This window comes from Ruegeria sp. D6 (assembly GCF_056534365.1).
Genome location: NZ_JBQFPH010000008.1, coordinates 16,047 through 30,587, shown reverse-complemented (window position 1 = coordinate 30,587; position 14,541 = coordinate 16,047). Strand labels below are relative to the sequence as shown.

15 protein-coding genes are annotated in these 14,541 nt (G+C 52.7%); 7 read left to right on the top strand and 8 right to left on the bottom strand.

Annotation, left to right across the window (positions count from 1 at the left end):
- Positions 1 to 11 precede the first annotated feature (11 nt).
- Positions 12 to 980, top strand: coding sequence for a LysR family transcriptional regulator (locus ACR0A1_RS19515; protein ID WP_480544667.1), 969 nt, complete (start codon positions 12 to 14; stop codon positions 978 to 980).
- A 229-nt stretch (positions 981 to 1,209) separates the two neighbouring features.
- Here the strand turns inward: ACR0A1_RS19515 and ACR0A1_RS19510 are convergent, their stop codons facing one another.
- Both ACR0A1_RS19510 and ACR0A1_RS19505 read right to left on the bottom strand, forming a co-directional pair.
- On the bottom strand, positions 1,210 to 2,094 hold the full coding sequence (locus tag ACR0A1_RS19510; protein ID WP_480868907.1) for a hypothetical protein: 885 nt from the start codon (positions 2,092 to 2,094) through the stop codon (positions 1,210 to 1,212).
- A gap of 447 nt (positions 2,095 to 2,541) precedes the next feature.
- Positions 2,542 to 3,486: an alpha/beta hydrolase gene (locus ACR0A1_RS19505; RefSeq protein ID WP_480868905.1), complete on the bottom strand. Its 945-nt coding sequence runs from the start codon at positions 3,484 to 3,486 to the stop codon at positions 2,542 to 2,544.
- Positions 3,487 to 3,604: 118 nt separating this feature from the next.
- Between ACR0A1_RS19505 and ACR0A1_RS19500 the strand changes: the two genes are divergently transcribed.
- The 4 genes from ACR0A1_RS19500 (at position 3,605) to ACR0A1_RS19485 (ending at position 6,831) form a co-directional block, all read left to right on the top strand.
- Positions 3,605 to 4,195, top strand: a complete 591-nt coding sequence (locus ACR0A1_RS19500) for a TetR/AcrR family transcriptional regulator (RefSeq protein WP_170566497.1) — start codon at positions 3,605 to 3,607, stop codon at positions 4,193 to 4,195.
- 805 nt (positions 4,196 to 5,000) lie between these two features.
- On the top strand, positions 5,001 to 6,116 hold the full coding sequence (locus ACR0A1_RS19495) for an FRG domain-containing protein (RefSeq protein ID WP_480868904.1): 1,116 nt from the start codon (positions 5,001 to 5,003) through the stop codon (positions 6,114 to 6,116).
- A gap of 136 nt (positions 6,117 to 6,252) precedes the next feature.
- The gene (locus tag ACR0A1_RS19490) at positions 6,253 to 6,612 is read left to right on the top strand and encodes a GIY-YIG nuclease family protein (protein WP_480868902.1); all 360 of its coding nucleotides are present in this window, start codon (positions 6,253 to 6,255) and stop codon (positions 6,610 to 6,612) included.
- 18 nt (positions 6,613 to 6,630) lie between these two features.
- A complete protein-coding gene (locus ACR0A1_RS19485; RefSeq protein WP_480868900.1) occupies positions 6,631 to 6,831 on the top strand; it encodes a hypothetical protein in 201 nt (66 codons plus the stop codon).
- A gap of 56 nt (positions 6,832 to 6,887) precedes the next feature.
- On the opposite strand, the gene ACR0A1_RS19480 is transcribed toward ACR0A1_RS19485, so the two are convergent.
- The 4 genes from ACR0A1_RS19480 to ACR0A1_RS19465 all read right to left on the bottom strand — a co-directional run bounded on the left by ACR0A1_RS19480 (position 6,888) and on the right by ACR0A1_RS19465 (position 10,228).
- Positions 6,888 to 8,234 (bottom strand): KAP family P-loop NTPase fold protein, encoded by a 1,347-nt coding sequence (locus ACR0A1_RS19480; RefSeq protein WP_480868898.1) that lies wholly within the window; start codon positions 8,232 to 8,234, stop codon positions 6,888 to 6,890.
- 32 nt (positions 8,235 to 8,266) lie between these two features.
- Positions 8,267 to 9,061, bottom strand: a complete 795-nt coding sequence (locus ACR0A1_RS19475) for a DUF4145 domain-containing protein (RefSeq protein WP_480868896.1) — start codon at positions 9,059 to 9,061, stop codon at positions 8,267 to 8,269.
- A gap of 133 nt (positions 9,062 to 9,194) precedes the next feature.
- The gene (locus ACR0A1_RS19470) at positions 9,195 to 9,830 is read right to left on the bottom strand and encodes a recombinase family protein (protein ID WP_480868895.1); all 636 of its coding nucleotides are present in this window, start codon (positions 9,828 to 9,830) and stop codon (positions 9,195 to 9,197) included.
- Between the two features lie 197 nt (positions 9,831 to 10,027).
- Positions 10,028 to 10,228: a hypothetical protein gene (locus ACR0A1_RS19465; RefSeq protein WP_480868893.1), complete on the bottom strand. Its 201-nt coding sequence runs from the start codon at positions 10,226 to 10,228 to the stop codon at positions 10,028 to 10,030.
- Between the two features lie 185 nt (positions 10,229 to 10,413).
- On the opposite strand from ACR0A1_RS19465, the gene ACR0A1_RS19460 reads away from it, so the two are divergent.
- Both ACR0A1_RS19460 and ACR0A1_RS19455 read left to right on the top strand, forming a co-directional pair.
- Positions 10,414 to 10,593, top strand: coding sequence for a hypothetical protein (locus tag ACR0A1_RS19460; protein ID WP_480868891.1), 180 nt, complete (start codon positions 10,414 to 10,416; stop codon positions 10,591 to 10,593).
- Positions 10,594 to 10,940: 347 nt separating this feature from the next.
- Positions 10,941 to 11,660: a hypothetical protein gene (locus ACR0A1_RS19455; RefSeq protein ID WP_480868890.1), complete on the top strand. Its 720-nt coding sequence runs from the start codon at positions 10,941 to 10,943 to the stop codon at positions 11,658 to 11,660.
- A gap of 629 nt (positions 11,661 to 12,289) precedes the next feature.
- Here ACR0A1_RS19455 and ACR0A1_RS19450 read toward each other — a convergent pair.
- Together ACR0A1_RS19450 and ACR0A1_RS19445 are read right to left on the bottom strand one after the other, a co-directional pair.
- Positions 12,290 to 12,574, bottom strand: coding sequence for a hypothetical protein (locus tag ACR0A1_RS19450; protein ID WP_480868888.1), 285 nt, complete (start codon positions 12,572 to 12,574; stop codon positions 12,290 to 12,292).
- Between the two features lie 314 nt (positions 12,575 to 12,888).
- On the bottom strand, positions 12,889 to 14,481 hold the full coding sequence (locus ACR0A1_RS19445) for a hypothetical protein (protein WP_480868886.1): 1,593 nt from the start codon (positions 14,479 to 14,481) through the stop codon (positions 12,889 to 12,891).
- Between the last annotated feature and the right edge of the window lie 60 nt (positions 14,482 to 14,541).

The following is a 14,541-nucleotide window of genomic DNA, read 5'->3' as shown; positions in this document are numbered from 1 at the left end:
ATCGCTATAAAATGTCACCCAGTCTTATGCGCTCGCTTGAGGTGTTCCTTGCGGTAGCAGAAACAGGTCAAATGCGGGCTGGAGCGAGCCTGCTGAGTCTGTCACAACCCGCCGCATCTCAGCACATTTCCGCGTTGGAAAAGGCGTTCGGCACGACGCTACTGGACCGCAGCACGCGACCCGCAAAACTGACATACGCTGGTGCACGACTGCACGGCAAAGCGCAAAAGATACTTGATGCTTTGTCGGATATGGAAACCGAGTTGCGCCATGTCGGTGGCCAGTCCCTGACGCTGCTAAGGGTGGGCATTCAAGCCTCCGTTGCAACAACCCTTACACCGCCATTGATCGATCTTGCGCAAAAGATGTTCAACGTCGAAGATATCACATTGCACGCCGGGCAAAGCGGTAACCATGAGCATCTCTTGCGCACCAAGCAGGCGGACCTGGCAATTACATCAAACCCTTTTTTGGACATGGACGGGCTAGAACGGCATCACATTTTGACCGAAAAATACCTCTTGGTTCTTCCTGAAGCATACAACGGGCCAACTGAAAGCCTGGAAGCAATCCAGACAAGGCTGCCTCTTGTACGTTTCGGGGATACGACCAATGCAGGACGCCAGATTGCCCAGCACCTGCGACGACTGCGCTTCGAGCCTGACAAAGTCATACAGGCAGATCGCTCCAGCATGGTGACTTCCTGCGTTTCGACAGGACAGGGTTTTAGCCTTTTGACCCCGACGCTGTTGATCGATGGTCTCGTTGAAAACATGGCTTTGCGATTGCAAGAATTGCCTGTTTCGGGTTTGTCGCGCACGTTGACGGTCGTTGCGAGGAAAGAGGAGTTGCAAGGCTTGCCAGCGGCCGTAGCGGAGTTGTGCAAACAAAGGCTAGCAGAGCGAATAACTCTCCACATGGGTAATATCGGAGTTAACAGTGTGGAGCTCGAGCGGTCTAGTAGCTCAGTCTATAGTTGAATGGCGGTTGGCTAAATCGCCTGACTTCAAGACAAAATAACAGAAGCAGACATTCCGTCCGCAAAGTTGGAGATCGGGTTTGTCCGAATTGCGATCGTTTTCGGCGACTTGCTTGTACGTCCACTTTGCGGACATTGCTTCCGTTCGCTGTTTTGGACCCAGCAGGAGCGAAGGCCCAAACCGGACCAGGGTGCGCGTGAACGGCGTAAGCCGACCTACACAGGGCTCATTAGGGGCCGCCTGATGTTTCTGCGTATTCGTTAAGCACGTCCCAGACAATTTCTTGCATCCATGCCGCCTGCACCTTGTCCGGCCCGCCCTGCGTCAGCATCGTTGGCGGCAAGCCACGTGGATCGCCGTCGTAGATCACCGCGAAATGTGCCAGTGCGATGAGATAGTTACCCATCTTGTTGGGGTGAATGCTATCTGAAAAAAGGTCGTGAATATCATTGAGCCCCGGGGCTGTGCCTGATGCAATTTCGTCATAAGCGCGAGCCATAATCAGAGGGCCAGGGATCATGTCCATTTCAGGCATCCCATCGGGCCGGTTTGCGTTGACGTGATCAAGAATGCTTTGCCACCGCACCATCTCCAACGGCAGTCGTTCGCGAAATGTCAAATGAGCTTCAGGGTCGTTGTGGCGATTTTCAAAACCCGGACCGCTTTCGATATCGACCCAGCTTGCATAGAGCACGGACCGAGCGCCATCACCATTCGCGCCATGCTCCCACGCATGGCTCGCCCAATGCAAAGCCCAGTGTTTGCTGTCATGATGTTCCATTGTGTTTGTCAGTGCGACACGTTCGGTGATTGCTAGAACGTCGTAACGGGCCATCACCTCAGGCTGACGGATATCCGGGTTACTCGCATTTTCCCATCGCCACTCCATCGGACTGCCCGGAATTGTAGCCTTGTCCAGTTTGCCGCCACGCATACTGGTTACACGCACCATGATCTCAAGCGGACCGATGACGCCATCGGTGAGGCTATGACCTGATTGTACGACGCGTAGCGCCGGTAGCCGCTCAGAGGCCGCAGCGCCAATCCCGAACGCCATACTTGCAAAGCTTGCCAGCACTAGTGCCTTGACCCGGTTGCTTCGATGTAAATTCATGTCAATCCTGAAAGGTTATTCCTAAGAGTGTACAAAATATATGGCTGTGTGCACAAACGCGTTAGGCTCTGAGCGCATCACAAGTGAGAGTCTTGAGGGTTTTCGGATCAAAATCATGCGGCCTGTCTGCTTGAGTGCGCGGGCTCAAATTGGCCATTTCTGACAACTTTCGAAATGTGTAAAGTTGGCCTAGTTTTTGCTGTCCCTGCTTAGGTGCATCTAGCTAACCAAGGTTGGCTTGAAGAGTATAGCAGCTGCCAAAACACTGCGACTAGCCGACGTAGGCTCATTTCGCTGCGAAAGACCGCTTTTCTGCCTTTAACAGCCAATGCTGCGTCTTAGCCTGATGTCTGCTTTGAGCCCTAAGCGGCCATTGCTGAACCTCGATCTAACTTCCGCTTGTCGGCAAGGAGGCAGAGACCACTGTATGACCTCTGCCTCATCACTTCATCTATTGAAGAACTCTGCTACAGCGTCCGTCGACGCCTCTACTGCCTCGGGCTTGTAGTAGAAGTCCACATGAGAGAACTCATCAAACGCCAATTCCTCATGTTCATTCGTCAGCTTCTCAACGAACTGCGTTGAGCAAGGGGCTGTGAAGGCCGTGCTGCTGTAAATTGTCAGGGATGGCTGCACGATCTTGTCGGCGTAAGCTTCTCCAATGGAAATCAGAGACTGCATGCCCTGATCGCCGATATGCATGTTGGTGTATGTCGGAACCGCGACCGGGCCTTTGACTCCATCGCGCCCGTAGTAGTCATAGGATTCTCCGGCCATCGGGTTGACACCCGATCCAACAAATTCTTCTCGGGTTTGCTCATCATTCAGCCCGAATGGTGCAACGTATTCCGGCTCGCCGGTTTCATACATCTTCTGCATCGAGGCGTTCGAGGCCGCGATTTGCTGATTGACCATGTTGCGGTCGGTCCATTGAAAACCATCTGCCGCCATCATGCCCGACACCATTGCAATTTTCTTGATGCGATGGTCGGTGACTGCCGCCGATGCGATGATCGAGCCGCCTTGGCATACGCCCAGACCGTAAATCTCGTCAACGAAAGGAAGCGTGCCCAGGTATGAAACAGCGTCCCAGGTGTTTTCGATGAGCCGGAACATGTAGCGGGATTGCTTGTGCTCACCGGGCAGCGCAGGGGACGAGCCCATGCCGAGGTAATCGAAACCGAGGTAGATGAAACCCCGCGCGGCCATTTCCGGCCCGTAAGTAGCCGGGATCTGATCTTTGACCTGAGGGAACGGGCTGGCCCCCACGATGGCCTTGTAGGTCTTGGTCTCATCAAAGCCTTCGGGCAGGTAGAGATCGCCCGCCAAATCCACGCCAAAGGATTTGAAGGTGACTTCGTTTTTGCCCGCTGTGAGATTTTGAGTTGTCATGGTCTTGGTCCTTTCGGGATCAGGCAGCATTGCGCCTTGCTAAAGTAAATCGTTGAGTTTACTTATGGTGAGGCAAGTGTTTTTGTAAACACTTCTTTTTACTTTTGGGGCTGAATTCGTGAAACGCACTGAAAAGAAACGAAAAGATATCATCGATGCGGCCATCGATGAGTTCAAAGAGCAGGGGTTTCTGGGGGCAAAGACCACTTCAATCGCGAAAAAAGCGAACGTATCGAGTCGCACGCTCTACAATCACTTCGAGAGCAAGGAGGCTCTCTTTGAGGCGATCTCACAGATCATGCTGGAGCAGAACCGGAGCATGGAGCCAGTGCCTTATGATCCGGATCGAGACTTCGTTGAGCAACTGAAGAACGCCTTGTGGCGCTACATTGGGGTGATCACCGATGAGACCGCCATCGGATTGAACCGGATGGTCATCTCAGAATTGATCCGTGACCTTGAACGTTCCCGGCAATTCTTCACTGAAACAGCAACACATGATTACCCAATAACGAGGCTGATCAGCGAAGCCATGGATGCAGGCGTGATCCGAAAGGCTGATCCGGTTCTTGCGACCAACCAGCTTCTGGCGCTTGTAAAAAACTTCTTCTTCTGGCCAGAGTTCTTCCTTGGTGAGAACCCAACGCCGAAAGACGTACTGGACGATTGTGTCGCGATGTTTCTAAAGCACTACAAAGCGGACGTTTAAACGGCCATCACGAAGAGCAGGAAAGTCCGCAGGACTGACGTTCGGCATAAGCTAAGGGAATGTCGGCTTCGCCTTTTTCCTTGAATACTCGATATCGGTGCGGGTTGAGCAAATTCGCAACCAGCCTTGTGCAAAGAAAACAGGTTCTAGCCCGCACGGGCGAGGCTTACGCCCCGCCCTTTGCTAGGGTGTCCCGCTTCCAAAGAGGTTGCAGGTTGCTGTAACCGCAAAGTTCGGTGAGGTGCTCCAAAGACCGAGCAGCCGAAAGCCCATAGATCGGTCGGTGTGATCAATCCAGTATAGCCTAATCTCATTCCCAAAGGTCTCTCCCGAGGAAATCATTTTGATTTTCCATTGGACCGATCCAAAGAAGCTGTTTCCTCCAAGGCAGTTAAGTGCGTACCCTTTACCTCTAAGGAACAATCCTCTGGGTAGTCCAACACGGTTTTGAAGTTTCGATTCCCGTGCATTCATCCTCAAATAGTCTCCAAGTTCTCGTTACAAGACCCTGAGTAAACCATTGAAAATGAAGGGAATGGTGGGTGATGAGAGACTCGAACTCCCACGACTTCACCGCGAGGCCCTTGTTTTTATGGCGCATTGCAGCCGCCGCCTTTACCTTGATGTACTCCATTAGTGTACTCGCGGTCAATGGATCGATGGCATGTGGCGATCTGTAACTGTTTCTTACGAAGAACCCTAATGACTGGAAAGCATCAACTCAGCGCTCACACGAGAGTTCCATGGTTGTACTTCCTGCTTTCCTGACTGAATACTTTGGGCGTAACGAACCCGGAGACGAGCAGTGAGTGAATTTGCAGGGCAGTGGATCGGAGGCTTTGATGGCGCAGAAACAGGACTTGCTGTTCTGGATTTAGAGGAGCACGACGGGTGGTTGGAGGGTTCTCTCCATGCCTTCGATGCTGATCCAGACAATTTCAATGCCTTTTGCCCCGTGAATGCGATACCTGAAGGTAGTCAGCTTGATTTTGCTGTCCCTGCACATGCTGTCGAAATTGATGCGCCGTATCTGGTGGATCGCAGTCGGTTGGAAGGCGTCGATTTTCCCGGTTTGCTACAATGCAACCTTACGCTTAACGAAGGTCAGCTGACTGGAAGTTGGTCCTCGGACAACAATAAGAGTGGGAGTGTCAATCTTTTCAAAGGTAATGCAAGTGAACCTTCGGGTTATACTGGCGAAGCTGGAGTGACCAATTGGGTTGCCTTTCAGCAAGTAGTCGCAAATCTCGCCAAAGAACCTTATCGGTACATCTTTAGAGGGCAGTCCGAACCATGGCGTTTGCAGACATCATTCCATCGGACAAAACGAAAAGACCTCGTTCGCTATTGGGATAACGATATTCCAAGAATACGACACGCGAGTGTGGGTAAAACTCGGTATGTATTTGACTCGAATTCTGGCGAACACAACGCCGCGTTTCTGCACTTGCTACAGCATCACGGGTATCCGACACCCATGCTGGACTGGACATACTCACCATACATTGCCGCGTATTTTGCATTCGCTTCAGCCAACCCTACTTTACATCCATCGAAACCTGTCCGTGTTTTCATGTTCGACAAGAAGCAGTGGATGGAGGATCACATCCAAATTCTCCACATGACCCATTGTCCACCACATTTCTCGTTAATGGAGCCTTTGGCTTTGGGAAATGACAGGGCGCTTCCACAACAGTCGATTGCGGCGATAACGAATCTCGACGATATAGAGTTGTACATCCAGCACCGCGAAAGAGAGAATGACAAAAAGTACCTCAAAGTATTCGACCTGTCGGTAGAAGAGCGAGCTGCCGTGCTTCAACAGCTGGGGCTTATGGGGATTTCTCCGGGTTCGTTGTTCCCCGGTATTGAAGGGGTCTGCCGAGAGTATCGGGACAGGCACTTTGGCTACGGCAATTGAGAAAGAGCCGCTACGCAATGCCGCTCTCTTAATTTAGAACTATCTCAATAGGATGGCTGGTTTTCGTGCAGAAACTGCTCTGCAGGAACAGGGTAGAAAGACGCCTTAAAGGTTTGGGTATAGCGATAGGAAAACCATGCTGCTGGCAGTAAATTCATGGTCCGAAGTGGGGAAGATCACATACGACGGGAAGCCGGTTTTTCCGCGTATGGGTTCCGTGAGTGGTGTGTACTTGTTCGCGTGGCCAGACGGTCAGGCCTACATCGGTCAATCGATTAATCTGCGAGTGCGTATGTCTCGCTATCGTCACTGGAAACAGCGCAATACCAACCCAAGGCTGTTCGATGCGTTGCGGGCCAAAAGTGGCACTGTCAGTGTCATCACAAGCGCTATGCTGGACGGGCAACCAGTTGATCTGTCGCGCCGTGACGGTCGTGAGATGTTGGAAGCGTTCTTGCGCTACACCCATCGTCCGCCGCTGAATGCGGACAATTGAACTGGAGGGTAACGATTTATGGAAAACGCATTCATTCTGATTGGCTTTTTAATCGGCGTGGTTTTTGTGATCTGGCTCTACATTCTCCCGATCACTATGGCAGGACGGCGCAACCGGTCTGGTCTGGTCTGGTTTCTAATCGGTCTTGTCGGATCGCCAATACTGGCCGCCCTTTTGCTGTTGGCATTGGGCGACGCACCAGAACAACCTGCGGCCTAACTATAGTTCGCGTCGAAAGGCCAGAACGTTGCCGCTTGTTGAGGTCGATTGGACAACTACGATGCTCCAGTAGTTTCAAGGGTAAACTTACCGACATAGTCTCGGTTGATCCGTTGCACCAAATCCTCGTGCCTGATCCCGTGATGTCCAAAGGGATACCCGTAATCTCTCTCACTGAATTGATCCGGTAGCACGTGTCCCAAGGCCTTCCCCCAGACATACGCCAGATAGGTATCCACTTCGTAGATGTCTGTGTCTTCGGTTGGAAAGACCATCCCAAGGCAAGCACATATGTCCTTCAATGTTGCTGTGCCGTTGATAGCTGCCCGGTAAACAACGGGGTGGAATTGTTTGAGGATTACAAGGCCAGTCGCCAACACCCCAATGCCATCCACTTTCTTTTCAATCTCCGGCATCATGGCCAACGCGGACAGAACCCGCTGGCAGTCGCGAATAGAAACGTCCTGATCTGAACTTACCCAAGGTCGGTATCGATTTGCCAAGCTTACCCGACCTTTAGGAATGCCCATTTGTTCTGCCATTTGGTTGAAGTAGGAATGCGCCACCGCTGTTTGGTTCGGGTCCGACAGGTAGCTGTTCAAATGAAAGGAAAGAGTGACGAATTTCTGGAGGTACTTTCGTGCGTCGATCTTTGCTCCGTACCTTGCCCTTACGCTGTTCTGTAGCTCGTTCAAGTTTACACCCAAGACAAAATGCACATTCGGCACCGCAAAAAAGTGCTTAATAACCTCAAGCATAGCGAGGGCATAATCAGGACGGCAGCGATCAAGTTCATCCACGACGAGAACCAGTCGTTTTGCGTTTTCGTCGGACGCGGTGGCACTTGTCACTTCGTTCAGCGCTTCCTTGAAATCTTTGATCGCTTGTAGCTTGTTGGCCTCTTGTGCCCAAAATTTGTCAATCCGATCATTGGTTTGTTCGGCAGCTTGGTTCACGGCGGCGTCAACAACATCGTCAGCCCGAGAAACGATACCTGCAGTCAGGGCAGCAACGCCTATCTTCAACGCCGGACGAAAGAGCAGCGCTCCTGCTCTCTTTGCTTTATTCCACCCAGACGGCGGGTCGCCTGTGCTATCGAACCGTTTTTGCAAGGCACAGGTAAGTGCGACCAAAAGGTCATCCAGAAAATCACTCTCGAACGCATCAACATATATCGTGAGAGCATCACCATCATTCTCGAGAGAATGTGCCCCGACCCAGCACTTTAGGAAGTGGCTTTTTCCAGTTCCCCAATCGCCGTCGAGCGCAACAACCAGTGGGTCCTCTATCTTTTCAACAAGTTCGGAGAGGCGTTTACTATCATTCGTCCGTTCAAGTAGATCGTTTCCCTCAAATCCAACTTCATAAATTGAGATGTCATGTTCCGGTGGGAATATCTTCATAAGGCGTCTCTAAATCAATGATTTGAACGGGCTCAATTCTGTTCTTGAGCGGCTCTTCGAATAGCTTTCGCGTTTCTATCCTCGACTTGCTTGCGCTTGTCTTCCGGGAGCGAAAGATAGAATTCGTTTAAGCGTTTCGGTTCCGAAATCATCTCATGAGCAATCAAGTTGATGAGACCAAAGAGCATTGAGGCCGTTTCCCTCGTGTCGCCCAGCCCGTCCTTGTCCGGGTGGACCATCCCATTACCTGCCAGCCGAATAACATCGAAAGCTTGCTGCACTTTGACACTCATACCCTTGGCGACAAGCGCCCCAATGTCGGCGTTCAAATTCTTGCCGGGTTGCCCCAGTTCGACGCACAGCTTCTGAAGAGCGAGGCGAAGTAATGCACCCGCGCCGCGCGGTGACAAAGCCTCGATGGCTCGAGCTTCAAGAAAGTCGTTTTTGATGTCCGGTGGCAGGTCTTCGTTTGGCATGTCTGCAGTGCCTGTGAGCGGATACACCAGCTCTTTATCGACCCATATCGACAGCTTTTTGCAAGCGAAGCATTCGGCTATCCACAGCCGTTGTATTCGTCTGGCTTCGTAGGTGTCGTTGTCTGGAGCGGACATGCCAAGGTCGGGCAAATAAACCCCAGAAAAAAGATCGGTCAGCTTTTGGATGTTGTCGCTGCGGGCACCCGGTAAGCGTTGAATATCTTCGTCATGGGGCGGAGCATCCCGCTCTACTCCGAGAGCCGAGTGCCATTTCTGTGGGGAAAGCGCGGTGCAGTCTGGGTTTGGGCATGTGAAGGTGGCATGTTGCGTGGAGGCTGGTACAGTTTGCATAAGTAGCTCAACTTATTGTCTTCTCGACAGCAATAGCTTTCTCTCATTGGTAGCGCAACGGTTGCGTATTCATACATCCGTCGTGGCTTTCGTCGGGCTGGAAAAAAGAACAAATCAAAAGAAAGAAGTAAGATCAAAGACCCCACTTGGCTAATGATGCCTGTGCTGCAGCTGGGTCATTTCTGATCCGAAGCACAGTCTGCCGTGTTAGCGTGGTTGCCTTCGCGATCTCTGACGCGCCTGCGCCCTTAGCCAGCATGTCTATGACGTTTGTTAGCGTTTCCCTGTCATAGCTCGGCTTCTTTCCACGGTACTTGGTTTCATCCTGCCGTGCGGCCTCTATGCCCGCCTTCTGGGCCTCTTTAGTGGCCTCTGCCTGTGCTTGTGAGGTAGCAGCCATAAAGGCTATCAGTGCGTCTCTCACGGCTTCCTGCATGGGGTCTGTTGTTGCCCCGTCAAAGTTGAGGTTGTTGATCACCGTCCGCACGACGACACCCTGTCTCATAAAGTGCCTGATCGTGTCGGTTACGTCTTGGTAGTTACGGCCCAAGCGATCCACCCAGCGAACAACCAGCGTGTCACCGTGGCGCAGCTTATCATACAGCCGCTTTCCCTCGGGCCTTTCCTGCAGAGTGGTGCTGATACCTGAAACCCCGTGGTCGGATACCACCTCGTCAATCTCAAATCCAGCAGTCTCAGCTTGCGCCCGCTGATGGTCAAGCGTCTGGTCAGCAGTCGAAACTCGTGCGTACAGGATGGTCTTGCTCATGTCGTCCTCGTGTCCGTATAGGTTCTGTACGCTGATAAAGGTGTACGTTGGCGGAAGTCAACCCTAACGGACAGCCCTTCGCGCAGTGCCGGCAGTGTACGTGGAAGTATACCCTTGCGGACAAAAAGAAGTGCGGTCATACAAAGCCACCGGGGAGAGCTGCCGCCCTCCGCAGCGAAGTTGCAAATCTGTTTTTGCTACAGCTGCGCTGCAGCTTCGATTGTAAGCGTCGGACTGACCGAGTGATTGATACGTTCGACGCGCATGTAGATCAGACAGTCCCAGTGATAGCCTGCTTCTACAATGTCGTGGATTTCGTGGAGTTCTTCCACCTCGTGTGTTTCTTTGACCGAACCAGCCTCTGAGCGATACTTGATGGTTGCTTGCCAGCGTTTCATGTTCATTTCCAATTCTTGATTGATGAGGGGATAGCATCCAGCAGCGCGGGGGCTTCGAATTGAAAAGCCCGTGCCAGATCATTGGTGGAACTTAATTTCCGACAGGTGAGTCAAACTGACTCAGTGCAGTTCTGGAATGCGCGGCGTAGCGTCCGGTTCAATCGAACTCGAACGAAAGAAGACCCATGAAAACTTACACTGTCGCACTCCCATTCATTGGCGCAATCACGCTTGAGAACAACGGATCTCTGCTGCCGTTCTGTCGCCCACAGCTGGATCGTTCAAGCGCCGGAGAGCTGACGCTTTGCGCTGGGAAGGTGAAGCTGCACCTGTCACGTTGGTCGTCCTATCAGCGTCACGTGTGACGCTCTCAAGCTACTGGGAGGGGCGGCAGCGACCCTTGACCATTAGCCAGCCATAGCCAGCACTTTGCACGGCTTCGCAACGGTCAGCGCAGTTTACGCGACACCCACCCCCCGGCTTTTTCTTCCAGCCACACCAACGGCGCGGAGGTGAAGGGGGGAACGCTTCCCCTACGTATAGATAGTAAAGCGCTCAGATTTTTGAACCAAAATTGGCGGGCAAAGAACGTGGCGCTCAATCGCCTTCCCAATTCTCATTGGGCTGCTTGACCTCCGATAGGCGCTGCTTCACTGCTACTATAGCAATAGTTTGGTCATTGAATTTCAACATGGTTGATGGAGGCGCATTTATGACCGCATTGAATTGGCAACTCTCGCCTGAGCACGTCCTTATTTTAAGTGATACTTTGGCGTTACACTATGAAGATCGCAGACCCGGTTTTATGGCGACAAAGGTCTTTGCGTTGCCCCATGCAGGTCTGTGCATTGCAGGTACGGGAGCGCAGCCTCTGGTTCAACAGTTCTTTGCCCACGCTAACAGCAACTGTGTTTTCAGCGATATAGCACACCTCGATGAATACGCGCCCGGTATTCTCCGATCAATCTGGTTGGAGCTGCTCAATCAACCGGACTGTCAAAATGTTGATATGAGCGGAGCGACGAGTACCGTCTACACCTATGGCTGGTGCGAAAGGGAGAGCGCGTTTGTCGGCTACGCATACCGTTCAACTCATGATTTTGCATCTCATTCATTGTCAAACGGGATGGCTGTCAAACCCGCCCCAAATTCAGGAGAAGTGCCCGAACTTAGTAGCCTTGAAGAATTCGTTGGGTTCGTTGCACAGCAAAAGAACGAGGATCGCGCTCGCCCGCGTTCGGAGAGAATAGGTATAGGTGGGGAAGTAATCTTGACACTCATGACCCGTGATGAAGCGGGTTTCACAACCATTGAACAACGCCCCATCATCAGGTTTGATGACTTTGAAAGTGATTGGGATATCATCTTGGCCAAGTTGCCCGAGAACCAACACAACCCTCGATCAATCGCCATTTTAGAGAACGACCCCTAACCAAGTGTAGATGCCTTAAAACAAAAAACCCCCCAACGAAAATACGTTGGGGGGCTGTAGCTACATGTCAAAACACAGCCAAGGAGGCTGGGTCATCCCCAATGGCTGTAGCAATAGGAACTATGACTATGGGATATAACGGGGGAGGGGAGTAGCCACAGGTAGCTACACTCAAAGCGTTAGCATAGCTATAGTGTAGCGGGGGCATTTATCAATGGTGGAACCTAATTCTAAGACGTTGATATTGCTTAATATTCGCGGACCAGAAATTCACGCCCAGATCAGGCTGTCTCGGTGCTGATTTCGGGCTGCTTCGGTGACCAAATCTGGAGTTGCCCCCGTGGCCAGCAGGTCCATTGAGATGTCGATTTCGCCGTGCCAAGAGGCCCCCCGCCGTTAAGCGAGAGGCCCCGTTTTGTTGTGGTGGTTGCAGCTGGGGCCAGTGCAGCTTGTTGTTGACCGGGGCGGATTAGTTTCCCGTTCTCGTCAAATTGAATATTAGTCATTGGTTTCCTTTGTCATGGTTTGGTCGGCGCGGTTGTTTTTTGAACCGGGCATAATAAAAAACCCCCAGTGCCGAGCAGGGCAGTGGAGGCGAAAGCTGAGATGCTGTGTGGGACGAGGGCTCGTCAGCCGGTCGATGTGGAAGGCTCTGTTTCCCCCTCCAAGATGACCAAAAGCTCATTGAGTTTTTCACGCCCGCGTTCGGTCAAGCAGTAGCGGTACTTTTTGGGGTCTTCCGCATCTGGGAAACTCTGCACAAGATGAGGATAAGCTGTCTTGCCATTTCTCCGAGCGCCCAGCTGGCGGGTGGTTCGGCTAACTGTGGCTTGTACGACGTCAAGCCGGTCCTGCAGGTATTGCGACGTGCAGAGTTCTTCCTCTGCGATTTCGAGAAACATGCGGGTGGCCATTTTGGACTCGCCTCGTGTTCCCAGAGAGAAGCTAACGATGGCGGTGCTGAAGCGGCTTACAAGTGATTTTGATTTCAAGGGATTTCCTTTCCGTTTGTCTATCGTGAGGCCCGAGCGTTTCGGGTGTTATGCGATGGTGGAACTTAATGAATGGAGCTGGAATAGATGTGCGGCCCGCCGAAGGGGCAGGGGCCGTTGTGTAAGCAGTTTGCAGACGTTGCGGACGACGCTGCACAAAAAGATGCGGCGCTGTATTTGACCCACATCTGCTCGCGGGATGTTGCTGTGGTTGTCTGTGGCGGAACCCCATACGCTTAATCCACTGCGTACGGCTGAACCTTTCGCATCTGAGCTGCCAAGCCGGGGAGCATTGCCTCGCTTTTGCCGTACCCCTCAGCCGAAGACCCGCGTGACCGCCCCGTGATGTAGAGCTTGGCCGAGTCTGTCATCTGAGCCAGTAGGGCTTTGTCTTCAAACAGGTGTCGCCAGCCGTGGTTCGGTGCCATTGTGTCGCGTGTTAAACCGAGCTCATCTCTGACCCAGTCACGGATGTTGCCTTGCGATCTGTTCGGGAACAAGCGTTTGACGCCGCGCTCTCGACTGTCTTCAACAAAGCTGAGCAACCCCTCGTCAATCAACGCAGGGTGTATGGGAACGCGCCTGATGCTGTACCCACCCTTGAGCCGCCTGTCGCCTTCTGTCGTGAGCTTGTAGAACCAGTCTTCACCGACGCGAAAGAAGTCGTCTGGCCTCAGTTGAGCCACCTCGCCGATACGCGCACCTGAATACGCACACATCCATGGTAGCCACCTAAGCTCTGGCTTGCTCTCCTCACGCGCTGCTTTCAGGATAGCCCGTGCTTCGTCCAAGCTGAGTGTACGCGCTGCGCTGTCAGTCGCCTCCGCTTTGGGCGGCTTAACCACGTCCAACGGGTTCCTGTCAGGAAAGACCTCGCCCAGCCCTTGCTCTCGCGCCCATTCGATAACTGTCTTCACGTTCTTGAAGCGGTCTCGGACAGTTTTGATTTTGAGCTTTCCTGCATCAAGAAGCTCGTTCAACCATTGGTCGGCTTGCTTTGCGTCGATGGTCAGAGTGTCATCATCGCCTCTTGATGCGTCGAACTCAGCAACAGCTTGCCTGTACTTCTTCTCTGAATGCTCTCGCAGCGGCGCTCCACCACGCCCAGAGGCCCGCCGTTGCACCTCTTTGTCGATCACGGCTGCGAAGGTGAGGCGGGCGCTGCTAACGGGTTCTTCTGTCGGCGCAACGATCTCGAAGGCTGGGTATTTGTTTGTCTCGCCGCTGTCAGAGTAGTCGCCGAGCGCTTTGGCTTGGTTGATCTTAGCCGCGTCGTACATCGAATTGTACAGATGGCCGATTAGTTTGAGCCGTGAAGCTGCCGTGACGCGCAAGTGATGGCGGTTGAGAATAGCATCAGCAAAACCGCCAAACCTCTTTTCCATCAGACCCTGTTCTTTGTCAGGGTCATCGACCTGCAGCTCGTTGGTTCGGCCAGTCCGCGCCAACTCGTTCTGCTTCAACACGTTCGCCCACATCTCACTGTCGCCGGGGTTTCCGTCCAATATCCGCACGAAGTCCGCTCTGACCTCACCTGCTAAGGCCAAGGATTGCTTGTGGGTGAGTTCTACCGGCCCCTGTCTCAAGCTTTCCCAGTGGGCTTCCACGCCAGCTAATGCGGAAGGGAACCTTTGTCGCGCGATTTTCAGGTCTGAGGTGCCGAGGGGCAGCTTCGCGTGTGTCCCGACCTTGCGATTGATGATCTGTCCATTGATCGTCGCGGTAACGAAAGTCCCCTTAGCTTTACCTTTGAGATCGGCAGGGACAGCGACTCGGCAGTAGTACGAGCCTTTGATCAGTGTTGGATTTGGCATAACTAAACGACCCATGATGTACTCCCGCAATGTACTCCGAGCGGCAGCGGATCATCCTTATTTTAAAGGACGCCA